The organism is Streptomyces sp. NPDC002773, assembly GCF_040295605.1.
In the GTDB taxonomy this organism is placed as follows: domain Bacteria; phylum Actinomycetota; class Actinomycetes; order Streptomycetales; family Streptomycetaceae; genus Streptomyces.
On record NZ_JBEOVO010000005.1, the window covers coordinates 112,999 to 139,853 of the forward strand.

Sequence of the window (26,855 nt, forward strand, 5' to 3'; positions counted from 1 at the left end):
GGGCGCGGAGAGAAACGCGGTGACGGACGCGCTACGGAACCGCCGGTCCCGGGATGCCGGTGACCTCGGCCACCTCGATCGCGTCGTCCGCGAGCTGTTCGAGGGCCGCCCAGATCTCCGTGGTGACCCGTACCGCCTCCGCCGCGTCCCCCGCCTCGCAGGCGTCGATGAGCCGGGCGTGCAGCTCCGCCGACCCGCAGCTTCCGGCGTCGCCGAAGAGCCGCCGCTCGACGCGGCGGATCAGGGGGGTGTACCGCTCGATCGTGGCGGCGGCGGCGTGGTTGCCGCTGGCGACGACGAGGACCTGGTGGAGCTCGTCGTCGGCGGTCAGCGCGGCTTCCACGTCGGAGGCCCGCACGGCCGCGGCGAAACGCTCGTTGGCCTCGCGCATGGCCCGGATGCCCTCGGGCCCGAGGAGGGGCACGCCGGTCCTGGCGGCGAGTTCGTGCATCACCCGCACCACCGAGGCGGCGTCCCGGACGACCCGGCTGACCGGCCGGGTGACCCGGGTGTAGCTCTGCGGCTTGGACTCGACGAGCCCCTCGCCGCAGAGCCTGGCCAGGGCCTCGCGCACGGGTGCGCGCGAGAGCCCGAGCCGTCCGGCGAGGTCGGCGTCCTTGAGCGGTGCGCCGGGGGCGAGGTCGCCGCGCACGATGGCCTCGCGCAGCGCCTCGTACGCCCGGTCACGCAGCAGGGTCCGGCCCACCGGCCGTAGAGCGTCCATGGGCTGGCATGTTAGATGTCAGTCCAGGGAACTGACCAGGGGTCAGTATCCGTCAGCGGCGCGGCTGGCGCCGCCAGGGGCCGGTGATCGCGACCATGATGCCCGGGTTCTGGATGCTGGCGAACAGCGTGTCGCCGTCGGGCGAGAAGGTGACGCCGGCGAACTCGCTGTCATTGAGGTCGTTGCGGGCGATCGGGTAGGTGCGGCCCGAGTCGGTGGCGCCGAAGAGGTGCTGGACGCCCTCGCCGTCCTCGGCGATGACGAGCCCGCCGTACGGGGAGACGGTGATGTTGTCGGGGCCGTCGTAGGCGCCGTCCTGGTCGGGGTTCGCGTTCACACCGAGCAGCACCTTGAGGGTGAGGGTGCGGCGCTTGGGGTCGTAGAACCAGACCTGGCCGTCGTGCGCGGCGCCGGGGCTCTCCGCGCGCGCGTAGGAGGAGACGACGTAGGCGCCGCCGTCGGCCCACCACATGCCCTCCAGCTTGCGGGCGCGGGTGACCTGGCCGTCCGTGAACTGCTTGCGGACGGAGGTGGTGCGGCCGTCGCGGTCGGGGACGTCGACCCAGTCCACGCCGTAGACGGTGCCGATCCGGCTCGCGCGGGAGAGGTCGTCGACGAAGCGGCCGCCGGAGTCGATGCACTTGGCGGCCTGGAGCACTCCGGCGTCGTCGGCGAGGCTACGGAGCTTGCCGCGGCCGTGCTCGAAGCCCTTCGGCGGCACCCAGCGGAAGAGGAGCCCGTTGGGGTTGGAGGCGTCCTCGGTGAGGTAGGCGTGGCCCCGCTTCGGATCGATGACGACGGCCTCGTGGTCGTACCGGCCGAAGGCCTTGACCGGCTTCGGGTCGCGGTTGGCGCGGCGGTCGCGCGGGTCGACCTCGAAGATGTAGCCGTGGTCCTTGGTCATGCCGTTGACACCGGCGCGGTCGGAGTTCTCCTCGCCGGTCAGCCAGGTGCCCCAGGCGGTGCTGCCGCCCGCGCAGTTGGTGGAGGTGCCGGCGATGCCGACCCACTCGGCGACGGTGCCGTCGCGGTGCACCTCGACGACCGTGCAGCCGCCGGCCGCGGCCGGGTCGTAGACGAGCCCCTCGGTGAGCGGGACGGGGTGGGCCCACTTGTCGCGGGTGCCCTTGAGCTCGTGGTTGTTGACGAGGTACGTGGTGCCGCGCGGCCCGGCGAAGGCGGCGGTGCCGTCGTGGTTGGAGGGCGTGAACTCGCCGGACTCCAGGCGGGTCACGCCGGTGCGGGTGACGACGCGGTAGGTGAACCCGGCGGGCAGGGCGAGGATCCCCTCGGGGTCCGCGACGAGCGGTCCGTAGCCGAGCCGGTGGCCGTGGCCGTGGTCGTGGCCGTGGTCGTGGCCGCCGTACGCCTCCGGGTCGTCGGAGGCGAGCGCCTCGGGCGCGGTGGCGAGCGCGCCGACGACACCGGTGAGGGCGAGCCCCGCACCGGCGACGGCGGACTGCTTGCTGAACTCTCTGCGGTTGAGGGGCATGGTGTGGCGTTCTCCCTGTGCTGGCCGGGTGTCGCGGGTCACCCTCCCGCGCCGCCACGAACACCGCTTGAACGGCACGGGAACACAACCGGGCACGAGCCGCATGGGGACGCGCTACCGCCCCGGACCCCGCGTCAGGACCCCGAACGCGACCGCGCCTTGAAGGCCGCCTTGCGGGCCTCCTTGGCCACGGTCTTGTCCCGGTGCAGGCGGCCCATCGCGTCGAGGACCTCCGCCGTCGCCGGGTGCTCCACCCGCCAGGCCGCCTCGAAGAAGCCGCTGTGGCGGCCGGTGAGGCCCTCGATCAGCTCCTGGAGCTCCTCCAGGTCGCCGTCCGCGTCGAGCTGGGCCGCGATCGTGTCGATCGCCAGCCAGAAGATCATCGACTCCGGCGGCGCGGGCACGTCCGCCGCGCCCCGCTCGGCGAGCCAGACCCGCGCCAGGCCGCCGAGTTCCGCGTCGTCCAGGACCTCCCGTACCGCGGGCTCCGCGTCGGCGCCGACCAGGGAGAGCGTCTGCTGGCAGTGGAGGCGGCGCAGCGGCGAGCCCGCGTCCGCGCCGCGCGCGGCGTGGAGCAGCTCCCGGGCCGCGCCGAGCGCGTCGCGCCCGGCCAGCCAGCCGGCGGTCTCCTCCCGCGCCGCGGCCTCCGGGTAGCCGGCGATCCCGTCGAGGAGCACGTCGGCGCCCTTGTCCGCGAGGTCGCCGACGGCGGGCGCGTCCACGCCTGCCTCCAGCATCCTGACCCGGATGCCGTAGAGGCCGAGCGGGGTGAGCCGGACCATGCCGTACCGGGTGACGTCCTCGTCGTCGACGGGCGGCGCGGGCTCCTCGCCCTCCTCGGCCATCAGGGCCTCGTCGACGGGCTGGTACTCGACGAGGCCGATCGGCTCCAGGAGCCGGAACTGCTCGTCGAGCCGCATCATCGCGTCCGAGACCTGCTCCAGGACGTCGTCGGTGGGTTCGCCCATGTCGTCGGGGACGACCATCGAGGCGGCGAGCGCGGGCAGCGGCACCGGTCCTTCGCCGGGACCGCCGTCGCTGACGGTCAGCAGGTAGAGGTTGCCGAGGACGCCCTCCAGGAACTCGGCCTCCGCCTCCGGGTCCCAGTCGAGGGACTCGATGTCGATCTCGCCGTCCTCGCCGACGATGGCGTCCAGGTCGTCGAGGACGGGGGCGACGGCGTCGGCGAAGACCGTGTCGAAGGCTTCGAGCCAGAGCGTGAGGACGTCCTGGGGGGAACCGCCCGTGACGATCGCCAGGTTCTCGCCGGGCGCGGCCCGCCCGGGGGTGTCGCCGTCCTCGGCCTCCTGGCCGTCCTCCACGGCCACCAGGCCGGTGTCGACGGCGAGCCGCCAGGCGTCGCCCGCCCACATCTCGCCGTCCTCGTCGTCGTCGAGGCCCAGCACCCCGACGGCCTCGGGCAGCTGCTCGTCGACGAGTTCGCCGCCCGCGTCGACCCGGGTGCCGGGTCCGGCCCAGCGGGCGAGCCGTACCGCCTGGGCGAGGAGGGGGGCGGCCAGGGCGTCCCGCGCCAGCTCCGCGTCCGCAAGGAGCCGAACGGGGGGAAGGGTGGGGTGCTCCGCTGACATCTGGGGGGTCTCCTCGGCGCGTGGGTGGGTGAAGGGGGCTCCAACAGCGGCTCTCAGCGTAGACGCATCCGGGGGGAGGTCCGGCGGTTCACGGATCCGTCAGCCTTCGTACACCCGTCGACTCTTGACAAGTTGGGCGCTCTGCCAAGAGATTGACGCGCGTAGATGCTTCTGTCGTTCCTCCAGCACCCTCGGAGTACCCCTGATGCCTTCCTCCATACCGAGATCTGCCGGCCGTACCGCGGTGCGATCCGCCGCGGTCGCCGCCGTCGTCGCCTCGGCCGTCGCCGCGGGTCTGCTCGCCGGCTCGACGAGCGCCGCCGCCGAGGACACCGCCGCCGTCCGCGTCCACGACATCCAGGGCACGACCCGCGTCTCGCCCCTCGTCGGCAAGCAGGTCACCGGCGTCACGGGCATCGTCACCGGTGTGCGCACCTACGGCTCGCGCGGATTCTGGATCCAGGACCCCGAGGCCGACGCGAACCCGGCCACCAGCGAGGGCCTCTTCGTCTTCACCAGCTCCGTCCCGACGGTCGCCGTCGGCGACGCGGTCAGCCTGAACGGCACGGTCACCGAGTACGTCCCCGGTGGTCTGAACTCGGGCAACCAGTCGCTGACCCAGCTCTCCAAGCCGGTCATCACCGTGGTCTCGAAGGGCAACGCCGTCCCGGCCCCCGTCACGATCTCGGCCTGGTCCGTCCCCGACGCGTACGCCCCCGAGGGGGACCCGGCGGCCGGCGGCTCGATCAACGGCCTGACGCTGGACCCGGAGACGTACGCCCTGGACTACTACGAGTCCCTGGAGGGCACCAACGTCCGGATCGGCTCCTCGCGCGTGGTCGGCGCCACCGACCCGTACGCGGAACTGTGGGTGACGGTGAAGCCGTGGGAGAACCGCAACTGGCGCGGGGGCACGGTCTACGGCTCGTACGCGTCGCAGAACACCGGCCGGCTCCAGATCCAGTCGCTGACCCCGCTCGCGCAGCAGCCGTTCCCCAAGGCGAACGTGGGCGACCAGCTGACCGGTACGACCGAGGGCCCGCTCGACTTCAACCAGTTCGGCGGCTACACGCTGACGGCCCGCACCCTCGGCACGGTCACCGACCGGGGCCTCGAGCGCGAGAGCACGGACCGGCAGCACAAGAACGAGCTGGCCGTGGCCACGTACAACGTGGAGAACCTCGACCCGAGCGACCCGCAGGCGAAGTTCGACGCGCTCGCGAAGGCGGTCGTCGACAACCTCGCCTCGCCCGACGTCCTCGCCCTGGAGGAGATCCAGGACAACACCGGTGCCAAGAACGACGGCACCGTCGCCGCCGACCTGACGGTGAAGAAGTTCACCGACGCGATCACGGCGGCCGGCGGCCCGGCGTACGAGTGGCGCTCGGTCGACCCGGAGAACAACAAGGACGGCGGCGAGCCCGGCGGCAACATCCGTCAGGTCTTCCTCTTCAACCCCGAGCGGGTCTCCTTCACCGACCGCGCGGGCACCGACGCGACCTCCGCCACCGCGGTGACGGGCAGCAAGGGCCACGCCGCGCTGACCGTCTCCCCCGGCCGCATCGACCCGGCGAACACCGCCTGGGAGAGCAGCCGCAAGCCGCTCGCGGGCGAGTTCGTCTTCCGCGGCCGTACGGTCTTCGTCATCGCCAACCACTTCGGTTCGAAGGGCGGCGACGAGGGCCTGACCTCGCACCACCAGCCGCCGAACCGTTCCTCCGAGGCGAAGCGACTGCTCCAGGCGCAGGCCGTGAACGCCTTCGTGAAGGACATCGTCGCGCTGGAGAAGCAGGCCGACGTCCTCGTCGTGGGCGACATCAACGACTTCGAGTTCTCCGGGACGACGGAGGCGCTGACGGACGGCGGGGTGCTGTACCCGGCCGTGAAGTCGCTGCCGCGCGGCGAGCGCTACTCGTACGTCTACCAGGGCAACAGCCAGGTCCTCGACCAGATCCTGACCAGCCCCGGCGTGCGTCACTTCGAGTACGACAGCGTCCACATCAACGCGGAGTTCGCCGACCAGGACAGCGACCACGACCCGCAGGTGCTGCGCTTCCGCCCGTAGGACCGTCCGGTCCCGTCCGGTCCTGTCACACGCCCGCGCTCAGGCTGAGCGCGGGCGTGTACCGGCGCACCTGGCCGCCGGCGAGCCCCGGGTACCGGTGCACCCGCGACCAGGCCTCGTCGAGCGACGCGTCCGCCAGCCACTCCACGTGGGCCTGCTCGCTCTCCCACTCGGCCGTGTTCAGGACGCGGGTGCCGTCGGTGGACAGATGGAAGTGCGCGCCGAGCCCGCCGCGCGCCGGCCGCCTCTCCGCCTCGCCGTCCAGGGCGGTGAACACGGCGTCCACCCAGGCCTTCTGCCGCCCCTCGTCGGGCCCTTCGAAGTCGATCTCGACGACCACGAGGGTCCCGGGCAGCGTCCGGGCGTCCGGCTCGTCGAGGGCGCGGGAGCGGTACGGCGGCGCGTAGCGGTGGAGCACCACCCGCTCGATGCCGGGCACGGCCGCGTCGATCTCGGCGTTCCGGTCGCCGCGGTAGCTCCGGACGAAGTCCTCGTAGGCCTGCTCGGTGGTCCACTGCGAGTAGTGCAGCAGCGTGTCCCCGTCCGTGCCGACGTACACGCTGTACGAGAGCAGCCCCAGGTCCGGCCACTCCCGGCTCTCCCAGGTCGTACGGATCGCCTCGACGGCGGCGCGCTGGCGCTCGGGGGTGCCGACCCGCCAGGTACTGACGAGGACGGCGCCGACTCCGGGGCGGTGGAAGTCGGTGCGGGCGTCGGGGTGTGCGACGGCGTTCATGAAGGGGCTCCTCTTCTCGTTCTCGGATGTCTCCACCGTCCTCCCTCAACCAAACTTGAGGTCAAGCCTCCGCCGCGTGCGAGACCGCGGAACATGATCCTTCGCGGCCATCGAGGCCGATCCGCGCAACGAGATGCTGGTTTTGATCGACGGGGGCCTCGTCCTGGGCTGCCTCCAGGCCACGTACATCCCGGGCCTTGGCAAGGGCGGCGCCGAGCGGGCGCTCTGGCCGGACGCCCGGCGGATCGGACCGCCCGGCAGCACTCTTCAGCCCTGCTTACCTCTCGAACCAAGCAGATCTAAGTGGACCTTCACGGTCCGGGGCGGTCAGACTTCCGGGATGAGCACTGAACGCCCCTTCGGCCGCGCCCTGTGCGCGATGATCACCCCGTTCACCCCCGCCGGCGCGCTGGATCTCGACGCGGCGGGCGAGCTCGCCGTCCGTCTCGTGGCGGAGGGCTGCGACGGGCTGGTCCTCAACGGCACCACGGGCGAGTCCCCGACCACCAGTGACGCCGAGAAGGCCGCGCTCGTCCGGGCCGTCCGGGAGGCGGTGGGGCCCGGCCCCTCGGTCCTCGCCGGTGTCGGCACCGCGGACACCCGGCACACCGTCGAGCTGGCCCGCCAGGCCGAGCACGCGGGGGCGGACGGACTGCTCGTCGTCACCCCGTACTACAGCCGCCCGCCGCAGTCGGCCGTCGAGGCGCACTTCCTGAAGGTCGCGGACGCGACCGGCCTGCCGGTGATGGTCTACGACATCCCCGGGCGCACCGGCACCCGGATCGAGCCGGCGACGATGCGGCGCCTCGCCGAGCACCCGGCGATCGTGGCCGTGAAGGACTGCTCGTACGACCTCCTGGCCTCGGCCCGGCTGATCGCGGAGACCCCGCTCGCGTACTACTCGGGCTGCGAGGAGCTGAACCTGCCGCTGTACGCGGTCGGCGGCGCCGGCTACGTCAGTACGGTGGCGAACGTGGCCCCGCGCCAGCTCCGCGCCGTCCTCGACGCCTTCGACGCGGACGACCCGGCGGAGGCGATCCGGCTCAACGCCCTGACGCTGCCGCTGGCCGAGCTGATGATGGCCTCCGGCCTGCCCGGCACGGTGACCGCCAAGGCGCTGCTCGGCGGACCGCCGCGCGAACCGCTGCAGCCCGCCGACCGGGAGACGGTCGACGGGCTGCGAGCGGTGTACGAGACGCTGGTTCAGGCGGCGTCGGTGGTGTAGGTCCTGCCGAGGATCGCCGCGTGCTCCAGGACGTCCTCCAGCGGGTCGTCGATCTGCCCGGTGTGGAGGACGATACTGGGGCCGTTGTTCACGGTGGGCCCGGTGTGGGTGTGCGTCTCGTCCGCGCGGGCCGCGCCGGCCTGGAGCAGCACCGCCACCACCGTGAGCACCCCGATGGCCGTGGGCTTGATCCTCATGTCGACTCCTCGCCTTGCCTGCGTGCAGGGGATCTGCGCCTGTCTAACGGAGAGCGTTGACGCAGAGTCACCGGCTCAGTTGTGGCTGTGGAGAACCTCGTTGAGTCCGCCCCAGACCGCGTTGTTCGGGCGGGCCTCGACGGCGCCGGTGACCGAGTTGCGGCGGAAGAGGATGTTCGAGGCGCCGGAGAGCTCGCGGGCCTTCACGATCTGGCCGTCGGGCATCGTGACCCGGGTGCCCGCGGTGACGTACAGACCGGCCTCGACGACGCACTCGTCTCCGAGCGCGATGCCGACGCCCGCCTCGGCCCCGATCAGGCAGCGCTCGCCGATCGCGATGACGACGTTGCCGCCGCCCGAGAGGGTGCCCATGGTGGAGGCGCCGCCGCCGATGTCGGAGCCGTCGCCGACGACGACACCGGCGGAGATCCGGCCCTCGACCATGGAGGTGCCGAGGGTGCCGGCGTTGAAGTTGACGAAGCCCTCGTGCATGACGGTGGTGCCGGCGGCGAGGTGGGCGCCGAGGCGGACCCGGTCGGCGTCGGCGATCCGGACGCCGGCGGGCGCGACGTAGTCCGTCATGCGCGGGAACTTGTCGATGCTCGTCACGGCGAGGTGCAGGCCCTCGGCGCGCGCGTTGAGCCGCACCTTCTCGATGTCGTCGACGGCGACCGGACCGAGCGAGGTCCAGGCCACGTTGGCGAGGAGGCCGAAGACGCCGTCCAGGCTCTGGCCGTGCGGCTTGACCAGGCGGTGGCTGAGCAGGTGCAGACGCAGGTAGGCGTCGTGGGCGTCGAGCGGCTTCTCGTCGAGCGAGCCGATGACGGTACGGACGGCGACCACCTCGACGCCGCGGCGGGCGTCGACGCCGAGGGCCTTGGCGGCGCCTTCGCCGAGGGCGTTGACCGCCTCGTCGGGGGTGAGCCGCTCGGTGCCGGCGGGGCCGGGCGCGTCGGTCAGCTCGGGAGCGGGGAACCAGGTGTCGAGAACGGTGCCGTCGCCGGCGATGGTGGCGAGGCCGGCGGCGACGGCGCCGGTGGTACGAGGAGCAGTGGTCATGACGGAAAACCTAACCGGCGGGGCCCCGCGCGGGCCAACCGGTCTCAGGTGTCGGTCGACCGCGTCGGCGGTTCCGACAGCCCCCGGGCCGGGGAGTTCGGTGGTTCGTTCAGGACCCGCGTGAACATCACGCGCGCGTACTCCTCGTCGTAGGAGCCGCCCGTGAGCAGGGCCTGGAGGCAGATGCCGTCCATGAGGGCGACCAGGGCGCGGGCGGTGGCGGGGTCGGTGCGGTGGGCCAGGGCCGCGACGACGGACTCGGTCCACTCGGCGGCGACGGGGCGGAGCGCGGGGCGCCGCAGGGCGGCGAGGTAGAGCTCGTACTCCAGCTCCACGCGGGCGCGCTCCCCGCCCGTCCACTCCCCCAGGAGGCGGGCGAGCACGGCCCCGAGGTCGGCGTCCGGCGCGGCGAGGGCGGGGCTCTCGCGCAGCAGCCGTCCGAAGCCCTCGTTGGCCTTGCGGAGCGCGGCGACGAGGAGTTCGTCGAGGGAGGCGAAGTGGTACGTGGTCGAGCCGAGCGGCACGTCCGCCTCCGCGGCCACCGTGCGGTGGCTGAGCCCGGCGATCCCGGACCGCCCGGCCACCCGGAGGGCCGCGTCGACGATCCGCTCCCGCCGTTCGGGGTCGTGACGGCGTGGGCGGCCCATCAGTGCGCGCCGCCGAGGTTGAGGACGGCGACGCCGGCGACGATGAGGACGATCCCGGCGACCTTGGCGAGGCTGAGGGTCTCGCCGAGGAAGAGGATGCCGATGGTGGCGACGGCGGCGGTGCCGACCCCGGACCAGATGGCGTACGCGGTGCCGACCTGGAGCGTCTTGAGGGCCTGCGCCAGGAGCGCGAACGCGATCAGGTAGCCGACGCCGGTGACGATCGAGGGCCAGAGCTTGCTGAAGCCCTCGCTGTACTTCATCGAGGTGGTGGCGAGTATCTCGGCCGCGATGGCGCCCGCGAGAAGTCCGTAACCCATGCGTACGAGCGTACACAAGAATGCGTACGGGCGTACGCATCGGCGCCCTATACGGTGTCCCGCATGACGATTCCCCCAGGTCCGCACTACGGCTACGGCTACGGCCATCCGCCGCCCCCGCCGCCGAAGCCGGGCGTGATACCCCTGGCGCCGCTCGGCTTCGGCTCGATCCTCGGCGGCGCCTTCACCACCTTCGGCCGCTACTGGAAGCAGCTCATCGGCGTGACGGCCGCCGTCTACGGCGTGGCGCTGGTGTTCCTTGGGGCGTCCATGGGCATCGCGTACGCGGCCGTGGGCGACCTCCTCCCTGCCGTGTTCGACGTGCCGGCCGGACAGGAGCCGCGATGGGACGACGCCCGCCCGCTGATCGTCGCGTTCGGCTGCGTCTGGGTCGCCGGCCTGATCGCGACCCTCTGCGCCGGCGCCGTGATCGCCGCCGCCTGCCCGGCCGTGGTCCAGGAGGCCGTCCTCGGCCGGCCGACCTCCTTCGGCGCGCTGTGGCACCGGTCCTGGGCCCGGATGCCGGCCGTGCTCGGCACGGTGATCCTGACGAGCCTGCCGATGCTGCTCATGGCCGCGGTGTTCGTGACGGTGTTCATCGCCCTGCTGGCCTCCCTCGGGGGCGGCCCGCTGACCCTGGTGCTCACGGCCTTCTTCGGCGCGGCGTTCGCCGCTCTGCTCGTCGCCCCGCTCGCGCTCTGGCTCTGGGTGAAGTTCAGCCTGGCCCCGGCGGCGGCGGTGATGGAGGGCGGGGGCGCGATCGCCTCGATGCGCCGCTCCTCGGCCCTGGTCCGCGGGTCCTGGTGGCGCTCCTTCGGCATCCTGCTGCTCGTCGCCCTCGGGACCCTGTTCGTCAGCTGGATCATCCAGCAGATGCTCTCGCTGGTGGCGTCGGCGCCGTTGGCGGCCGTCGACTTCTCCGGCGACAGCCCGGTCACGGTGGTCGCCGCCGTCGCGGTGGTCTTCGCGTTCCTGCTCGTCGGGCAGCTGGTCAGCCAGCTGGTCGTGTCCGTCTTCCCCCCGCTGGTGGCGGCCCTGCTCTACGTCGACCGGCGCATCCGCAAGGAGAACCTGGCCCCGGACCTCGCCCGGGCCGCGGGCCTGTACTGAGCCCCGGACACGCGGAACGGCCGTGCCCCGGAGGGCACGGCCGTTCCACACGCCATGGATCAGCGGATCAGACGTTGAAGCCGAGCGCGCGGAGCTGCTCGCGGCCGTCGTCCGTGATCTTGTCCGGGCCCCACGGGGGCATCCAGACCCAGTTGATCTTCAGTTCGTTGACGATGCCGTCCGTCGCGGACTTCGCCTGGTCCTCGATCACATCGGTCAGCGGACAGGCCGCCGACGTCAGGGTCATGTCCAGCGTCGCGACGTTCGAGTCGTCGATGTGGATGCCGTAGATCAGGCCCAGGTTGACGACGTCGATGCCCAGCTCGGGGTCGACGACGTCGTACAGCGCCTCGCGGACTTCTTCCTCGGAGGCCGGCTTCATCGTGGCCTCGGCGTTCTCGGTCATGCCGACTTCCTCTCCGCGTCGTCTCCCAGCGCCTGGGCGGTCGCGTCCTTCCACGCCATCCAGCTGAGCAGCGCGCACTTCACACGGGCCGGGTACTTGGAGACTCCGGCGAACGCGACCGCGTCCTCCAGGATCTCCTCCATCGCCTCGTCCGGCTCGAGCTGGCCCTTGGACTGCATCAGCTCCAGGAAGGTGCCCTGGATCTGCTGCGCCTCGGCCAGCTCCTTGCCGACGAGCAGCTCGTTGAGGACGGAGGCGGAGGCCTGGCTGATGGAGCAGCCCTGGCCCTCGTACGACACGTCCTCGATGCGCGAGCCGTCGTACTTCACGCGGAGCGTGATCTCGTCGCCGCACGTCGGGTTGACGTGGTGCACCTCGGCGTCGCCGTCCCGAAGACCGCGCCCGTGGGGGTGCTTGTAGTGGTCCAGGATGACGTCCTGGTACATCGAATCCAGCTTCACGAGAATCCCCTACCCGAAGAAGTTCCGTACGTGCTCCAGACCCGCGACGAGGGCGTCGACCTCACCGGGGGTGGAGTACAGATAGAACGACGCTCGCGTGGTCGCGGGAATTCCGTACCGGAGGCAGACCGGCCGCGCGCAGTGGTGGCCGACCCGGACCGCGATGCCCTCCTCGTCGAGGACCTGGCCCACGTCGTGCGGGTGGATGTCGCCCAGCGTGAAGGAGATCGCCGCGCCGCGGTCCTCGGCCGTGGTGGGGCCGATGATCCGCAGGTCCGGGACCTCCTGGAGGCGCCGGACGGCGTACTCGGTGATCGCGTGCTCGTGGCGCGCGATGTTCTCCATGCCGATCGCCGACAGGTAGTCCACGGCCGCGCCGAGGCCGACGGCCTGGGCGATCGGGGGCGTACCCGCCTCGAACTTGTGCGGGGCCGGCGCGTACGTCGAGGAGTGCATCGAGACGGTCTCGATCATCTCGCCGCCGCCGAGGAAGGGCGGCAGGTCCTCCAGGAGCTCCTGCCGTCCCCACAGCACGCCGATGCCGGTCGGGCCGCACATCTTGTGGCCGGTGAAGGCCACGAAGTCGGCCTGGAGCGCCTGCACGTCCAGGACCATGTGCGGGGCCGCCTGCGAGGCGTCGATGCAGACGAGCGCACCGACCTCCTGGGCGCGGCGGATGATCGTCTCGACCGGGTTGACCGTACCGAGCAGGTTCGACACCAGGGTGAACGAGACGATCTTGGTCTTCTCGGTGATGACCTCTTCGATGTTCGAGAGGTCGAGACGGCCGTCGTCGGTGAGGCCGAACCACTTCAGCTTCGCGCCCGTGCGCTGCGAGAGCAGCTGCCACGGCACGATGTTGGAGTGGTGCTCCATCTCCGTGATGGCGATCTCGGTCTCGTGGTCCACGCGGTAGGGCTCGTCGGCCCAGCCCAGCATGTTGGCCACGAGGTTGAGCGACTCGGAGGCGTTCTTGGTGAAGATCACCTCGTCGCGGCTCGGCGCGTTGATGAAGGCCGCGACCTTGTCACGGGCGCCTTCGTACAGCGCCGTCGCCTCCTCGGCGACCGTGTAGACGCCGCGGTGGACGTTGGCGTTGTGACGCTCGTAGTACGTGTTGAGCGCGTCGAGGACCTGCCGCGGCTTCTGCGAGGTCGCCGCGGAGTCGAGGTACACGATCTTCTTGCCGTCGTGGACCACGCGATCCAGGAGCGGGAAGTCCTTGCGGATCGCCTCGGTGTCGAGGAGGCCGGAGAGCCCCTGATGGGCAGATGTCACGCGGATGCGCCACCCTTCGTGCTGTAGGCCTCGTAGCCCTCGTTCTCCAGCTTGTCGGCGAGCTCGGCGCCGCCGGACTCGACGATGCGGCCGCCGGAGAAGACGTGCACGAAGTCGGGCTTGATGTAGCGGAGGATCCGGGTGTAGTGCGTGATCAGCAGCGTGCCGACCTCGCCGGTCTCGCGGACGCGGTTGACGCCGTCGGAGACCTGGCGCAGCGCGTCGACGTCCAGGCCGGAGTCCGTCTCGTCGAGGATCGCGATCTTCGGCTTGAGGAGCTCCATCTGGAGGATCTCGTGGCGCTTCTTCTCACCGCCGGAGAAGCCCTCGTTGACGTTGCGCTCGGCGAAGGCCGGGTCCATCTGGAGCTGCTCCATCGCGGACTTGACCTCCTTCACCCAGGTGCGCAGCTTGGGGGCCTCGCCGCGGATCGCCGTCGCCGACGTGCGCAGGAAGTTGGAGACCGAGACGCCGGGGACCTCGACCGGGTACTGCATGGCCAGGAACATGCCGGCGCGAGCGCGCTCGTCGACCGACATCTCCAGGACGTCCTCGCCGTCGAGCGTGACGGTGCCGCTGGTGATCGTGTACTTGGGGTGTCCCGCGATCGAGTACGCGAGGGTCGACTTGCCGGAGCCGTTGGGGCCCATGATGGCGTGGGTCTCGCCCTGCTTCACGGTCAGGTCGACGCCCTTGAGGATCTCCTTGGTGCCGTTCTCGACGACGACGGAGACGTGCAGGTCGCGGATTTCAAGCGTTGCCATGGGTGACTCAGGACTCCTGGGTGACGGAGACGAGCACATCGTCCCCTTCGATCTTTACGGGGTATACGGGGACGGGGCGCGTCGCGGGAAGGCCGGAGGGCTTGCCGGTGCGCAGGTCGAAGCTCGACCCGTGCAGCCAGCACTCGATGGCGCAGTCCTCGACCTCGCCCTCCGAGAGGGAGACGTTCGCGTGCGAGCAGATGTCGTTGATCGCGTACACCTCGCCCTCGGTGTGCACGACCGACACCGGCGTGCCGTCGACCTCGACCCGCTTCGGGGTGTCGGCCTCCAGCTCGCTCAGTGCGCAGACTCGGACGAAGGCCATCAGACGGAGGCCTCCAGCTCGGCCTCGATCTTGGCGAGGAGGCGCTCCTGGACGTCCGGCAGACCGATCTGCTGGACCAGCTCCGCGAAGAAGCCGCGGACGACGAGGCGGCGGGCCTCGGTCTCCGGGATGCCGCGGGACATCAGGTAGAAGAGCTGCTCGTCGTCGAAGCGGCCGGTGGCCGAGGCGTGACCGGCGCCGGCGATCTCGCCGGTCTCGATCTCCAGGTTCGGTACGGAGTCGACCCGGGCGCCGTCCGTGAGGACCAGGTTCCGGTTGAGCTCGTACGTGTCGGTGCCCTCGGCGGCGGCCTGGATGAGCACGTCGCCGATCCAGACGGCGTGCGCGCCCTGGCCCTGCAGCGCGCCCTTGTAGGCCACGTTGGACTTGCAGTGCGGGGTGTTGTGGTCGACCAGGAGGCGGTGCTCCTGGTGCTGGCCGGCGTCGGTGAAGTACAGGCCGAAGAGCTCGGCCTCGCCGCCGGGGGCGGCGTACGACACGCGCGGGTGGATGCGGACGACGTCGCCGCCGAAGGTGACGACGACCGACTTGAAGGAGGCGTCGCGGCCGACCAGCGCGTTGTGCTGGGCGACGTGGACGGCCTTCTCGTCCCAGTCCTGGACGGAGACGACGGTCAGCTTGGCGCCGTCACCGAGGACGTAGTCCACGTTGGCGGCGAGCACCGCGTCACCGGTGTGGTCGATGACCACGACGGCCTCGGCGAAGGCGCCGAGCTCGATCACCTGGTGGCCGAAGGCGACCCCGCCCTGGCCGTGCACGGCGATGCGGATCGGCTCGGTGAGGACGGCGTCCTTGGCGACGGTGACGACCGAGGCCTTCTCGAAGGAGGAGTACGCCTGGGCGGCCACGCGGTCGACGGGCGTGCCGGCCTTGCCGAGGCGCTCGTCGTCACGGCCGACGGTCTCCACGGTGACGCCCTCGGGGGCCTCGACCTCGACCTTGACGCCCTCGCCGGCGGCGACGGCGGTGCCGTCGTGGAGGCCGTGAAGGCGCTCGAGCGGCGTGAACCGCCACTCCTCCTCGCGGCCGTGCGGGACGGGGAAGTCCGCGACGTCGAAGGACGGGGGCGCGCTCATGCGCGTGGCGACGGTGGACTCGGCGGCCACCGCGATCGAGCCCGCGGTGGTGGAGCCCGCGGGGATGTTCTGAGCCTCAGCCATGGCTGTCGTGTTGCTCTCTTCCTCGTAACTACGCAAAGACGGTACGGATGGCGGCTGGCTCTTAACCGACCGAGCCTTCCATCTGCAGCTCGATCAGCCGGTTCAGCTCAAGGGCGTACTCCATCGGGAGCTCCTTGGCGATCGGCTCGACGAAGCCGCGGACGATCATCGCCATGGCCTCGAACTCGGTCATGCCGCGGCTCATCAGGTAGAAGAGCTGGTCCTCGGAGACCTTGGAGACGGTGGCCTCGTGGCCCATGGAGACGTCGTCCTCGCGCACGTCCACGTAGGGGTACGTGTCGGAGCGGGAGATCGTGTCGACGAGCAGCGCGTCGCAGAGCACGTTGGACTTGGCGCCCGGGGCACCCTCGCCGATCTCGATGAGACCGCGGTAGGAGGTGCGGCCGCCGCCTCGCGCCACCGACTTGGAGACGATGTTGGAGGAGGTGTTCGGGGCCATGTGGACCATCTTGGCGCCGGCGTCCTGGTGCTGGCCCTCGCCCGCGAAGGCGATGGAGAGGGTCTCGCCCTTGGCGTGCTCGCCCATGAGGTAGACGGCCGGGTACTTCATGGTGACCTTGGAGCCGATGTTGCCGTCGACCCACTCCATGGTGGCGCCCTCGTAGGCGACGGCGCGCTTGGTCACCAGGTTGTACACGTTGTTCGACCAGTTCTGGATGGTCGTGTAGCGGCAGCGGCCGCCCTTCTTGACGATGATCTCGACGACGGCGCTGTGCAGCGAGTCCGAGGAGTAGATCGGGGCGGTGCAGCCCTCGACGTAGTGGACGTAGGCGTCCTCGTCGACGATGATCAGCGTCCGCTCGAACTGGCCCATGTTCTCCGTGTTGATACGGAAGTAGGCCTGGAGCGGGATCTCGACGTGCACGCCCTTCGGCACGTAGATGAAGGAGCCGCCGGACCACACGGCCGTGTTCAGGGAGGCGAACTTGTTGTCGCCGACCGGGATGACCGTGCCGAAGTACTCGCGGAAGAGCTCCTCGTGCTCCTTCAGCGCGGTGTCGGTGTCGACGAAGATGACGCCCTGCTCCTCCAGGTCCTCGCGGATCTGGTGGTAGACGACCTCGGACTCGTACTGCGCGGCGACACCGGCGACGAGGCGCTGCTTCTCCGCCTCGGGGATGCCGAGCTTGTCGTACGTGTTCTTGATGTCCTCGGGCAGTTCCTCCCACGAAGCGGCCTGCTTCTCGGTGGAGCGCACGAAGTACTTGATGTTGTCGAAGTCGATGCCGGAGAGGTCGGAGCCCCAGGTGGGCATGGGCTTCTTGCCGAAGAGCCGCAGACCCTTGAGACGCAGCTTCAGCATCCACTCGGGCTCGTTCTTCTTCGAGGAGATGTCGCGGACGACGTCCTCGTTGAGGCCACGCTTGGCGGTGGCACCGGCCGTGTCGGAGTCGGCCCAGCCGTACTCGTACCGACCCAGGCCCTCAAGCTCGGGGTGGCTGATCTCGGTGGTCATGCGGGGTTCCTCCCGGCGGTACTGGCGGATGCTGAAGGGGTGGCCTGTGGGGCGCTGTGCGGGATGAACGTGGTGCAGACGCCGTCACCATGCGCGATGGTGGCCAGACGCTGGACGTGCGTTCCCAGGAGGCGGGAGAAGTACTCCGTCTCCGCCTCGCACAGCTGTGGGTACTGCTCGGCGACGTGGGCTACCGGGCAGTGGTGCTGGCAGAGCTGTTCGCCGACCGGCGCGTTCCGCGCAGTGGCAGCGTACCCGTCCGCCGTCAGGGCCTTGGCGAGCGCCTCGGTCCGCCGCGCGGGTTCCGCCGCCTCGACGGCCTCGCGGTAGGCGGCGCCCTGGGCCTCGATCCGGTCGCGGGCGAAGGCGGCGACGGCCGCCTCCCCACCGGCGTTGCGCTCGATCCAGCGGAGCGCCTCGACGGCCAGGGAGTCGTACGACTGGTCGAAGGCGTCCCTGCCGCAGTCGGTGAGCGCGAAGATCTTCGCGGGGCGGCCGCGGGCCCTGGTCCCGTAGACGCGCTTCTCCCGGGCTTCGACGACCTTCTCGGCGACCAGCGAGTCGAGGTGCCTGCGGACGGCCGCCTGGGTGAGGCGGAGCCGCCCGGCCAGATCGGCGACGGTCGAAGGGCCGTGGTCCAGGATCGACCGCGCGACCCGGTTGCGCGTGGAACGCTCTCGGGTCGCGAGTTCCTCCACCGGAGCCGCGCCAACGTTTTTCACAACGCCATTGTTGCGTAATTAATCTCGGACTGACAAGCGACGTCCACGGCGAGGTCGGTGCCGTGCGTCACTCAGGTAAGGCTTACCTGACCTGCGGAAATGATCATTCGTAGGACGAATGAAGGCCCTCGGCGGGGCCCCGCGACCGGCGCACCCCCGGGCGCTCTCTAGACTTCCCGACATGCGAAACACGCCCGCCTGCGGCCCTGACAGTGCCGTGCGCGTACGCGGCCTGGTCAAGCGGTACGGAAGCAAGACCGCCGTCGACGGCCTCGACCTCGACGTACGCACGGGCACCGTCACCGCGGTCCTCGGACCCAACGGGGCCGGCAAGACCACCACCATCGAGACCTGCGAGGGCTACCGCAGGCCCGACGGCGGCAGCGTCCGCGTCCTCGGCCTCGAGCCGGTCGCCGACGCGGCGGCCCTCCGCCCCCGGATCGGCGTCATGCTCCAGTCCGGCGGCGTCTACTCCGGCGCCCGCGCCGACGAGATGCTCCGCCACATGGCGAAGCTCCACGCCCACCCCCTGGACGTGGACGCCCTCGTCGAGCGGCTCGGACTCGGCTCCTGCGGCCGGACGACCTACCGGCGCCTCTCCGGCGGCCAGCAGCAGCGCCTCGCGCTCGCCATGGCCGTCGTCGGCCGCCCCGAGCTCGTCTTCCTGGACGAGCCGACCGCCGGCCTCGACCCGCAGGCCCGCCGCGCCACCTGGGACCTCGTCCGGGAGCTGCGCGCCGACGGGGTGACCGTGGTCCTCACCACGCACTTCATGCAGGAGGCCGAGGAGCTCGCGGACGACGTCGCCATCGTCGACGCCGGCCGGGTCGCCGCCCAGGGCAGCCCCGAGCAGCTGTGCCGGGGCGGCGCCGAGAACACCCTGCGCTTCACCGGCCGCCCCGGACTCGACCTGGGCTCCCTGCTCAAGGCCCTGCCGGACGGCTCGGCCGCCGCGGAGACGCTCCCCGGCACGTACCGGATCACCGGCACCGTCGACCCGCAGCTGCTCGCCACGGTCACCAGCTGGTGCGCCCAGCACGGCGTCATGCCCGAGGGCATCGCCGTCGAGCGCCACACCCTGGAAGACGTCTTTCTGGAACTGACGGGCAAGGAGCTCCGGTCGTGAGTGCAGGCACCTACTCCCCCAGGCCCGGCGCGGCCCCCGTCGGCCGGATGATCGCGGCGCAGACGGCCCTGGAGACCAGGATGCTGCTGCGCAACGGCGAGCAGCTGCTCCTCACCGTGATCATCCCCTCCCTGCTCCTGGTGCTCTTCTCGACCGTCGACGTCGTCGACACGGGAGCGGGCGAGGCCGTCGACTTCCTCGCCCCCGGCGTCCTCGCGCTCGCCGTGATGTCCACCGCCTTCACCGGCCAGGCCATCGGCACCGGCTTCGAGCGGCGGTACGGGGTGCTCAAGCGCCTCGGCGCCTCACCGCTCCCCCGCTGGGCGCTGATGACCGCGAAGACGCTCTCCGTCCTGGTCACCGAGGTCCTCCAGATCGCGCTCCTGACGGCGATCGCGCTGGCCCTCGGCTGGTCCCCGCAGGGCAACCCGCTGTCCGTGCTGCTCCTGCTCGTCCTCGGCACGGCGGCCTTCTCCGGTCTGGGCCTGCTGATGGCGGGCACCCTGAAGGCCGAGGCCACGCTCGCCGCCGCGAACCTGGTCTTCCTGCTGCTCCTGGTCGGCGGCGGGGTCGTCGTCCCGCTGGAGAAGTTCGGCGCCGCGGGCGACGTCCTGGCCCTGCTCCCGATCTCCGCCCTCTCGGACGGCCTGCGGGACGTCCTCCAGAGCGGCGCGTCGATGCCCTGGAGTGACGCGCTGATCCTGGCGGTCTGGGCGGTCCTGGGGCTCGGTGCGGCGGCGCGGTTCTTCCGCTGGGAGTAACCGTAAGGTTCCGTTCGGCCACATACGCCCCCCTCGTGAAAGCGCGCACAAGCGCCGTCCTACGATAGGGCCCGTGCTGACCCCCCTCGCCTTCATCGCCAGGCGCTGGACCCCGTCCCCCGGGACGCTCCGGCGCGCCGCGCTCTCCGCCGTCGTGATGAGCGTGCTCATCATCGTCACGGGTGGCGCGGTCCGGCTGACCGGTTCCGGTCTCGGCTGCGACACCTGGCCCAAGTGCACCGACGACAGCCTGATCGTGACGCCCGAGCAGGGCTACCGCGGTGTGATCGAGTTCGGCAACCGGATGCTGACGTACGTCCTGTCGGCGGCCGTCGGCTGGGCGATCGTCGCCGCGCGGTCCACCAAGCCCTGGCGGCGCGGGCTGACCCGGCTCGGCTGGGCCCAGTTCTGGATCGTGATGAGCAACGCCGTCCTCGGTGGCATCACGGTGTGGATGGGCCTCAACCCGTGGACGGTGGCCGGCCACTTCCTCGCCGCGAACGCCCTCCTCACGGTCGCCGTCATCACCTGGCACCGGACCGGCGAGGGCGACACCGCCCCCCGCCCGCGCGTGCCGCGCCCGGTGCGGAAGCTGTCCTGGGCCATCACGATCACCGCCGGTCTGCTGATCGCGCTCGGTACGGCGGTCACCGGCGCCGGCAAGCACGCCGGTGACAGCAGCGACGTCCCGCGCATGCCGTGGGACTGGACGAACGCCGCGCACGTCCACGCGATCGCCGCCTGGGTCGTCTGCGCCCTCGCCCTCGCGATGTGGCTGGTCCTGCGCGTGGTCGACGCCCCGGTCGACATCCGGGCACGCGCCCGCGACCTGCTGATCGTGCTGCTCGCGCAGGGCGGCATCGGCTACGTCCAGTACTTCACCGGGGTCCCCGAGATCCTGGTCGCCGCCCATATGCTCGGCTCCTCGCTGATGTGGATCGCGGTGCTGCGGCTCGCCCTGAGCCTGCGCGAGCGCCCCCTGCCCACCGCCGACATCCCGGCCCAGGCCGAGCCGGTACCGGCCACGGCCTGACCCACCGGCCACCGGCCCCACCGGCCCCACCGACGGGTCTACCGGCTCCCCGCGAGCCGGTAGACCCGTCGCGCGTTGTCCCCCGCGATCATCCCGGCGACCCGCTGGGCGTCCGTACGGGACCAGGCGCCGTCCATGACCCACTCGCCGAGCACCCGCGTGACGGCGGTACGGAACACGCTGGCGGCGACCACGTGCAGCTCGGGCAGCCCGTGGGCGCCGCTGGAGAACAGCAGCTTGCCGAACGGCGCCCGCTCCAGGACCTCGGCGAGGACGGCCGCCGCCCGTGCCCCCGTATGGGCGAGGACGGGGCCCAGATCCGCGTACACGTGCGCGTGCGCACCGGTCAGCCGCGCGGCGGCGCGGTGGTACGGGTAGGAGTGCAGCAGCACCAGGTCGGTGCCGAGGCCCGAGGTGGCGGCGGCGAAACCGGCGACCGAGGCCGGGTCCCGGTCCCCGGTGTGCAGTTGGAGGGGGCGCCCCGCGGTGACCGCGATCCAGAGCAGATGCCGCAGCAGGACGGGGTCGGCGAGCCTGCCGCCGGCCGGGCGTCCGGCGAGCCAGCGCCCCGCCGCCCCGCGTACCTCCCCGGGCCCGGGCGGTTCCGGCGCGTACGCGAGCCCCTGGCGTACCCCCGCCACGGAGGCGAAGGCCACGGCGTTGACGGCGGCCCCGTGGACGGCCTCGGCGAGGTTGGCGAGGAAGGCCTCGACGGTGCCCGAGGTGTCGGCCACCTGCTCGGCGAGGGGTTCGAGCCGGACGATCTCGTGGGCCTCGGCCGCGCCCGTGGCGGCGATCTCGGCGGGTCCCGTCAGATCCTCGGGGAGCCCGGTGTCGACCAGGTACGTGGAGATCCCGGACGAGCGGAGGAGGCGCCGGCCCGCCTCGGCCACGCCGAGCTCGCGGCGGCGCGCGAGGTAGCGGGCGGGCGGGCAGTGCGGTTCGAGGCCGAGGAGCGGCGGGCACCAGCGGCGTACGGCGAACCCGGTCTGGGTGTCGAAGAAGGTGGTGCCCGCGGCGGGCAGGGTGGTGCTCCCGCCGAGCTGGGCTCCGAGGCGGGCCTCGAAGGTGCCGAGGCCGAGCTCCGTACGGAGCACCCCGTGGCAGTACTGGTCCACCAGGCTCGGCGTGTCGATCATCTCGGGGGGCTCCCTGTGTGGACGTGTCGCGTCTCCACACGTCCTAACGGGTGAGCCCCGCGCGAGGTTGTTGCCTCAGCCGTTGGAGGGGCCGCCGATCTGGATACCGGCCATCCGGGTCCATTCGTACGGTCCGGTGACGACCTTGGCGGCGATCTCGCCGTCGAACTCCTCGTGGAGGGTGAGGCCGGCCTTCTCGGCGGCCTGCTGCGCGATCGCGTACGTCGGCGCGACGAGGTCGCCCCAGCCGCCGTCGGTCCCGACGAGGACGATCCGGGTGCCCGCCTGGCCGATGTGCGCGAGGTGCCCCTCGGAGCCGCCGTGCGCCTTGGAGAAGGCCTGGATCTCCTTGGCGAGCTTGGCCGCCTTGCGCTCTTCGTGCTTCGTTTCTGCCATGACAGCGATGCTACCGACGCGTAGATCGAGTGACGACGGCCGGGCCACGTGGCCTATCCCACGTGACCCGGCCGTCGGCCGAGCAGATCATCTGAGCGGTCCGTCCGCGGGGAAGCCCTAGCGGAGGAAGGGGTCCACCGCGACCGCCACGAAGAGCAGCGACACATAGGTGATGGACCAGTGGAAGAGGCGCATCTCCTTGAGCTTCGCGCCGGAGGCGCCCGCCTTGGCGCGGTTGAGCAGACCGTGCGCCTCCCAGAGCCACCAGCCGCCGGTGAGCAGCGCCACCGCCAGGTAGAACCAGCCGGTGTAGCCGAGCGGCGTGAGCAGCAGCGAGACGGCGACCATCACCCAGCTGTACGCGACGATCTGCTTGGCCACGACCTTGTTGGAGGCGAGCACCGGGAGCATCGGCACGCCCGCGCGTGCGTAGTCGTCCTTCACCTTCATCGACAGCGGCCAGTAGTGCGGCGGCGTCCAGAAGAAGATGACGAGGAAGAGGATGATCGCGGCCCAGGACATCGAGTTCGTGACGGCGGACCAGCCGATGAGTACCGGCAGGCAGCCGGCGATGCCGCCCCAGACGATGTTCTGCGCGGTCCTGCGCTTCAGGATCATCGTGTAGATCACGACGTAGAAGAGGAGCGCGCCGAGCGAGAGGGCGGCGGAGAGCCAGTTGACGAGCAGGCCGAACCAGAGCGTGGAGACCACCGCGAGGGTGAGGCCGAAGACCAGTCCCTCCCGCGGGGTCAGGACGCCGGTGACCAGCGGACGCTGGGACGTGCGGTCCATCAGCGCGTCGATGTCGCGGTCGATGTACATGTTCAGGGCGTTTGCGCCGCCCGCGGAGAGGTAGCCGCCGAAGCAGGTGGCAAGCACCAGCCACAGGTCGGGCACGCCCTGCTCGGCGAGGAACATCACCGGGACGGTCGTGATGAGCAGCAGCTCGATGATCCGCGGCTTGGTCAGCGCCACGAATGCCTTGACGCGGGCCCCGAACGGCCGATGGCCTCCCGGGCTGGGAGTCAAGACGACCCCTGCGGGTCGGGACTCGACGGCCGTCACGCACACCCCTGACAGAGAAATTCCCAGCAAGCCCCCCACATGAAGGCGGGGTGAAGCTTGCGCGTACCACGCCACTGTAGACGTTGCCCAGACGCCGATCTTCGCGGGGGTGGGGTCGTGTTGAGGGGGTGTGTCCCAAGGCGTGGACACGCTTCGGGAGGCGAACTCGCACGGGCGGCGGCAGTCTTGCTCTGTCCGCTCATTTGAGGGGCATGAGCACGAAAAGAGGGGGCCTCGGCGGGGGTAGGCTCGACACCGCCGGTACACCCTCAGTCACCGGCTTCAGACATGTGGAGAGGAGCCCTGACCCAGGGTGAGCACTAAGCCGACCACCACAGACCTCGAGTGGACCGAGTTGGACCAGCGGGCCGTCGACACCGCCCGCATCCTGGCCGCGGACGCCGTACAGAAGGTCGGCAACGGCCATCCTGGTACGGCGATGAGCCTGGCGCCCGCCGCGTACACCCTCTTCCAGAAGGTGATGCGGCACGACCCGGCCGACCCCGAATGGGTCGGGCGCGACCGGTTCGTCCTCTCCGCCGGCCACTCGTCCCTGACCCTCTACACCCAGCTGTACCTGGGGGGCTTCGGGCTCGAACTGGACGACCTGAAGGCCTTCCGCACCTGGGGTTCGAAGACCCCCGGTCACCCGGAGTACGGCCACACCGCCGCCGTCGAGACGACCACCGGCCCGCTGGGCCAGGGTGTCGCCAACGCGGTGGGCATGGCGATGGCCGCCCGCTACGAGCGCGGTCTGTTCGACCCGGAGGCCGCCACCGGCGCTTCCCCGTTCGACCACTTCATCTACGCGATCGCCGGTGACGGCTGCCTCCAGGAGGGCATCTCCGCGGAGGCGTCCTCGCTCGCCGGCCACCAGAAGCTCGGCAACCTGATCCTGCTGTGGGACGACAACCACATCTCGATCGAGGGCGACACCGAGACGGCCGTGTCCGAGGACACGATGAAGCGGTACGAGGCGTACGGCTGGCACGTCCAGCGCGTCGAGCCGCAGGCCAACGGCGACCTGGACCCGGCCGCGCTGTACACGGCGATCAAGGCCGCGGAGGCCGAGACCGAGCGTCCGTCGTTCATCGCGATGCGCTCGATCATCGCCTGGCCCGCGCCGAACGCGCAGAACACCGAGGCCGCGCACGGCTCGGCGCTCGGCGACGAGGAGATCGCGGCCACCAAGCGCGTCCTGGGCTTCGACCCGGAGCAGACCTTCGAGGTCTCCGACGAGGTCATCGCGCACACCCGTTCGCTCGGCGACCGCGGCCGTGAGGCCCGCGCCGCGTGGGAGAAGTCGCTCGCCGAGTGGCGTACGGCCAACCCGGAGCGCGCCGCCGAGTTCGACCGCGTCCAGGCCAACGAGCTGCCGGCCGGCTGGGCCGAGAAGCTCCCGGTCTTCGAGCCGGGCAAGGGTGTCGCCACCCGTGCCGCCTCGGGCCAGGTCCTCAAGGCGCTCGGCGCGGTCATCCCGGAGCTGTGGGGCGGCTCGGCCGACCTCGCCGGCTCGAACAACACGACGATCGACAAGACCTCGTCGTTCCTGCCCGAGGGCAACCCGCTGCCGGAGGCCGACAAGTACGGCCGCACGATCCACTTCGGCATCCGCGAGCACTCCATGGCCGCGGAGATGAACGGCATCGCGCTGCACGGCAACACGCGCATCTACGGCGGCACCTTCCTGGTGTTCTCCGACTACATGCGCAACGCCGTGCGTCTGTCCGCGCTGATGCACCTGCCCGTGACGTACGTCTGGACCCACGACTCGATCGGTCTGGGCGAGGACGGCCCGACGCACCAGCCGGTGGAGCACCTCGCCTCGCTGCGCGCGATCCCCGGTCTGAACGTGGTCCGGCCCGCCGACGCCAACGAGACGGCGATCGCCTGGCGCGAGATCATGCAGCGCCACACCAAGGTCTTCGGCAAGGGCGCCCCGCACGGTCTGGCGCTCACCCGCCAGGGCGTTCCGACGTACGCGCCGAACGAGGACACCGTCAAGGGCGGCTACGTGCTCTTCGACGCCGAGAACGGCGAGCCGGAGGTCGTGCTGATCGCGACCGGCTCCGAGGTGCACCTGGCCGTCGAGGCCCGTGAGCAGCTCCAGGCCGCCGGTGTCCCGACCCGCGTGGTCTCGATGCCGTCCGTGGAGTGGTTCGAGGAGCAGGACCAGGCGTACAAGGACTCCGTCCTGCCGCCGTCGGTGAAGGCCCGGGTCGCGGTCGAGGCCGGCATCGGTCTCACCTGGCACCGGTACGTCGGGGACGCCGGCCGGATCGTCTCGCTGGAGCACTTCGGTGCCTCGGCGGACGCGAAGGTCCTGTTCCGCGAGTTCGGCTTCACGCCGGAGGCGATCGCAGCCGCCGCCCGGGAATCGATCGACGCCGCCGCGCGCTGACGTCCATACGTACGACTTAATGGAGATGCAATTCTCATGACAGACGCTCTCAAGCGCCTCTCCGACGAAGGCGTCGCGATCTGGCTGGACGACCTCTCGCGTCAGCGGATCACCTCCGGCAACCTGGCCGAGCTGCTCGACCAGAGCCATGTGGTCGGTGTGACCACGAACCCGTCGATCTTCCAGAAGGCGATCTCCGAGGGGCACGGCTACGACCAGCAGCTGGCCGACCTCGCCGCCCGCAAGGTGACCGTCGAAGAGGCCATCCGCATGATCACGACGGCGGACGTCCGTGACGCCGCCGACATCCTGCGGCCGGTCTTCGACGCGACCGACGGCCAGGACGGCCGGGTGTCCATCGAGGTCGACCCGCGTCTCGCCCACGAGACGACCGCGACCGTCGCCGAGGCCAAGCAGCTGGCCTGGCTGGTGGACCGCCCCAACACGCTCATCAAGATCCCGGCCACCCAGGCGGGTCTGCCGGCGATCACCGAGGTCATCGGCCTCGGCATCAGCGTCAACGTCACGCTGATCTTCTCGCTCGAGCGCTACCGCGCGGTCATGGACGCCTACCTGGCGGGTCTGGAGAAGGCCAAGGAGCGCGGCCTGGACCTCTCCAAGATCCACTCGGTGGCCTCCTTCTTCGTGTCCCGGGTGGACTCGGAGATCGACAAGCGCCTGGACGGCATCGGCACGGACGAGGCCAAGGCCCTCAAGGGCAAGGCCGCCCTGGCCAACGCGCGTCTGGCGTACGAGGCGTACGAGGAGGTGTTCTCCGGCGAGCGCTGGGCCGCCCTCGACAAGGCGCAGGCCAACAAGCAGCGTCCGCTGTGGGCCTCGACCGGCGTCAAGGACCCGGCGTACAAGGACACCCTGTACGTGGTGGACCTGGTCGCCCCCGGCACGGTCAACACCATGCCGGAAGCCACCCTCGAGGCCACCGCCGACCACGGCGAGGTCACCGGTGACACCGTGCGCGGCACGTACGACCAGTCGCGCGCCGAGCTGGCGGCCGTCGAGAAGCTGGGCATCGGCTACGACGAGGTCGTCCAGCTCCTGGAGGACGAGGGCGTCGAGAAGTTCGAGGCGTCCTGGAACGACCTGCTCAAGTCCACCGAGGCAGAGCTGAAGCGCCTCGCACCTTCGGAGGCGTAAG

General features: G+C 71.1%; 27 protein-coding genes. 8 read left to right on the forward strand and 19 right to left on the reverse strand.

Annotation, left to right across the window (positions count from 1 at the left end):
- Positions 1 to 31: 31 nt before the first annotated feature.
- From ABT034_RS08990 to ABT034_RS09000, 3 genes are all read right to left on the reverse strand, one after another.
- Positions 32 to 724 carry a GntR family transcriptional regulator gene (locus tag ABT034_RS08990; protein WP_351212867.1) on the reverse strand — a complete coding sequence of 231 codons (693 nt, stop codon included), beginning with the start codon at positions 722 to 724 and terminating at the stop codon, positions 32 to 34.
- A 52-nt stretch (positions 725 to 776) separates the two neighbouring features.
- A complete protein-coding gene (locus ABT034_RS08995; protein WP_351212869.1) occupies positions 777 to 2,216 on the reverse strand; it encodes an alkaline phosphatase PhoX in 1,440 nt (479 codons plus the stop codon).
- 134 nt (positions 2,217 to 2,350) lie between these two features.
- On the reverse strand, positions 2,351 to 3,805 hold the full coding sequence (locus ABT034_RS09000; protein WP_351212871.1) for a hypothetical protein: 1,455 nt from the start codon (positions 3,803 to 3,805) through the stop codon (positions 2,351 to 2,353).
- Positions 3,806 to 4,010: 205 nt separating this feature from the next.
- On the opposite strand from ABT034_RS09000, the gene ABT034_RS09005 reads away from it, so the two are divergent.
- The gene (locus ABT034_RS09005; RefSeq protein WP_351212873.1) at positions 4,011 to 5,870 is read left to right on the forward strand and encodes a DUF8508 domain-containing protein; all 1,860 of its coding nucleotides are present in this window, start codon (positions 4,011 to 4,013) and stop codon (positions 5,868 to 5,870) included.
- A 25-nt stretch (positions 5,871 to 5,895) separates the two neighbouring features.
- Here ABT034_RS09005 and ABT034_RS09010 read toward each other — a convergent pair whose 3' ends face one another.
- The gene (locus ABT034_RS09010) at positions 5,896 to 6,606 is read right to left on the reverse strand and encodes an antibiotic biosynthesis monooxygenase (RefSeq protein ID WP_351212875.1); all 711 of its coding nucleotides are present in this window, start codon (positions 6,604 to 6,606) and stop codon (positions 5,896 to 5,898) included.
- A gap of 340 nt (positions 6,607 to 6,946) precedes the next feature.
- Here ABT034_RS09010 and dapA point away from each other — a divergent pair, with 340 nt between their 5' ends.
- Complete coding sequence (gene dapA / locus ABT034_RS09015; protein WP_351212877.1) at positions 6,947 to 7,831, forward strand: 4-hydroxy-tetrahydrodipicolinate synthase; 885 nt, start codon at positions 6,947 to 6,949, stop codon at positions 7,829 to 7,831.
- Here dapA and ABT034_RS09020 read toward each other — a convergent pair.
- The 4 genes from ABT034_RS09020 to ABT034_RS09035 form a co-directional block, all read right to left on the reverse strand.
- Positions 7,810 to 8,028, reverse strand: coding sequence for a hypothetical protein (locus ABT034_RS09020; RefSeq protein WP_351212880.1), 219 nt, complete (start codon positions 8,026 to 8,028; stop codon positions 7,810 to 7,812). The genes dapA and ABT034_RS09020 overlap by 22 nt on opposite strands.
- A 75-nt stretch (positions 8,029 to 8,103) precedes the next feature.
- A complete protein-coding gene (gene dapD / locus ABT034_RS09025; protein ID WP_351212882.1) occupies positions 8,104 to 9,087 on the reverse strand; it encodes a 2,3,4,5-tetrahydropyridine-2,6-dicarboxylate N-succinyltransferase in 984 nt (327 codons plus the stop codon).
- 44 nt (positions 9,088 to 9,131) lie between these two features.
- Positions 9,132 to 9,734: a TetR/AcrR family transcriptional regulator gene (locus tag ABT034_RS09030; protein ID WP_351212884.1), complete on the reverse strand. Its 603-nt coding sequence runs from the start codon at positions 9,732 to 9,734 to the stop codon at positions 9,132 to 9,134.
- Entirely contained in the window at positions 9,734 to 10,054 is a 321-nt protein-coding gene (locus tag ABT034_RS09035) for a DMT family transporter (RefSeq protein ID WP_351212886.1), read from the reverse strand. Before ABT034_RS09035 ends, ABT034_RS09030 begins: the two co-directional genes overlap by 1 nt.
- A 63-nt stretch (positions 10,055 to 10,117) precedes the next feature.
- Between ABT034_RS09035 and ABT034_RS09040 the strand changes: the two genes are divergently transcribed.
- Complete coding sequence (locus ABT034_RS09040) at positions 10,118 to 11,164, forward strand: oxidoreductase (RefSeq protein WP_351212888.1); 1,047 nt, start codon at positions 10,118 to 10,120, stop codon at positions 11,162 to 11,164.
- Between the two features lie 67 nt (positions 11,165 to 11,231).
- Here the strand turns inward: ABT034_RS09040 and ABT034_RS09045 are convergent, their stop codons facing one another.
- From ABT034_RS09045 to ABT034_RS09080, 8 genes are all read right to left on the reverse strand, one after another.
- Complete coding sequence (locus tag ABT034_RS09045) at positions 11,232 to 11,570, reverse strand: metal-sulfur cluster assembly factor (RefSeq protein ID WP_017238620.1); 339 nt, start codon at positions 11,568 to 11,570, stop codon at positions 11,232 to 11,234.
- Positions 11,567 to 12,031 (reverse strand): Fe-S cluster assembly sulfur transfer protein SufU, encoded by a 465-nt coding sequence (gene sufU, locus ABT034_RS09050; protein WP_351212890.1) that lies wholly within the window; start codon positions 12,029 to 12,031, stop codon positions 11,567 to 11,569. The genes ABT034_RS09045 and sufU overlap by 4 nt, the downstream gene beginning before the upstream one ends.
- A 9-nt stretch (positions 12,032 to 12,040) precedes the next feature.
- A complete protein-coding gene (locus ABT034_RS09055) occupies positions 12,041 to 13,309 on the reverse strand; it encodes a cysteine desulfurase (RefSeq protein WP_209494174.1) in 1,269 nt (422 codons plus the stop codon).
- A complete protein-coding gene (gene sufC, locus ABT034_RS09060) occupies positions 13,306 to 14,073 on the reverse strand; it encodes a Fe-S cluster assembly ATPase SufC (protein ID WP_351212893.1) in 768 nt (255 codons plus the stop codon). The genes ABT034_RS09055 and sufC overlap by 4 nt, the downstream gene beginning before the upstream one ends.
- Before the next feature lie 7 nt (positions 14,074 to 14,080).
- Positions 14,081 to 14,398, reverse strand: coding sequence for a bifunctional 3-phenylpropionate/cinnamic acid dioxygenase ferredoxin subunit (locus ABT034_RS09065; protein WP_030692512.1), 318 nt, complete (start codon positions 14,396 to 14,398; stop codon positions 14,081 to 14,083).
- Entirely contained in the window at positions 14,398 to 15,579 is a 1,182-nt protein-coding gene (sufD, locus tag ABT034_RS09070; RefSeq protein ID WP_351212895.1) for a Fe-S cluster assembly protein SufD, read from the reverse strand. The genes ABT034_RS09065 and sufD overlap by 1 nt, the downstream gene beginning before the upstream one ends.
- Before the next feature lie 61 nt (positions 15,580 to 15,640).
- Positions 15,641 to 17,056, reverse strand: coding sequence for a Fe-S cluster assembly protein SufB (gene sufB / locus ABT034_RS09075; RefSeq protein ID WP_351212897.1), 1,416 nt, complete (start codon positions 17,054 to 17,056; stop codon positions 15,641 to 15,643).
- Complete coding sequence (locus ABT034_RS09080; protein ID WP_351212899.1) at positions 17,053 to 17,778, reverse strand: helix-turn-helix transcriptional regulator; 726 nt, start codon at positions 17,776 to 17,778, stop codon at positions 17,053 to 17,055. Before ABT034_RS09080 ends, sufB begins: the two co-directional genes overlap by 4 nt.
- 181 nt (positions 17,779 to 17,959) lie before the next feature.
- Between ABT034_RS09080 and ABT034_RS09085 the strand changes: the two genes are divergently transcribed.
- The 3 genes from ABT034_RS09085 (at position 17,960) to ABT034_RS09095 (ending at position 20,698) form a co-directional block, all read left to right on the forward strand.
- Positions 17,960 to 18,904, forward strand: coding sequence for an ABC transporter ATP-binding protein (locus ABT034_RS09085; RefSeq protein ID WP_351212901.1), 945 nt, complete (start codon positions 17,960 to 17,962; stop codon positions 18,902 to 18,904).
- A complete protein-coding gene (locus ABT034_RS09090) occupies positions 18,901 to 19,665 on the forward strand; it encodes an ABC transporter permease (protein ID WP_351212903.1) in 765 nt (254 codons plus the stop codon). Before ABT034_RS09085 ends, ABT034_RS09090 begins: the two co-directional genes overlap by 4 nt.
- Positions 19,666 to 19,729: 64 nt before the next feature.
- Positions 19,730 to 20,698 (forward strand): COX15/CtaA family protein, encoded by a 969-nt coding sequence (locus ABT034_RS09095; RefSeq protein ID WP_351213221.1) that lies wholly within the window; start codon positions 19,730 to 19,732, stop codon positions 20,696 to 20,698.
- 38 nt (positions 20,699 to 20,736) lie between these two features.
- Here the strand turns inward: ABT034_RS09095 and ABT034_RS09100 are convergent, their stop codons facing one another.
- From ABT034_RS09100 to ABT034_RS09110, 3 genes are all read right to left on the reverse strand, one after another.
- On the reverse strand, positions 20,737 to 21,837 hold the full coding sequence (locus ABT034_RS09100) for an amidohydrolase family protein (protein WP_351212905.1): 1,101 nt from the start codon (positions 21,835 to 21,837) through the stop codon (positions 20,737 to 20,739).
- A gap of 75 nt (positions 21,838 to 21,912) precedes the next feature.
- Complete coding sequence (locus ABT034_RS09105) at positions 21,913 to 22,233, reverse strand: hypothetical protein (protein ID WP_351212907.1); 321 nt, start codon at positions 22,231 to 22,233, stop codon at positions 21,913 to 21,915.
- A gap of 117 nt (positions 22,234 to 22,350) precedes the next feature.
- Positions 22,351 to 23,298 (reverse strand): heme o synthase, encoded by a 948-nt coding sequence (locus ABT034_RS09110; protein WP_351212909.1) that lies wholly within the window; start codon positions 23,296 to 23,298, stop codon positions 22,351 to 22,353.
- Between the two features lie 313 nt (positions 23,299 to 23,611).
- On the opposite strand from ABT034_RS09110, the gene tkt reads away from it, so the two are divergent.
- A complete protein-coding gene (gene tkt / locus ABT034_RS09115) occupies positions 23,612 to 25,699 on the forward strand; it encodes a transketolase (protein ID WP_351212911.1) in 2,088 nt (695 codons plus the stop codon).
- A gap of 36 nt (positions 25,700 to 25,735) precedes the next feature.
- Positions 25,736 to 26,854 carry a transaldolase gene (gene tal / locus ABT034_RS09120; RefSeq protein ID WP_351212913.1) on the forward strand — a complete coding sequence of 373 codons (1,119 nt, stop codon included), beginning with the start codon at positions 25,736 to 25,738 and terminating at the stop codon, positions 26,852 to 26,854.
- Position 26,855: the final 1 nt, after the last annotated feature.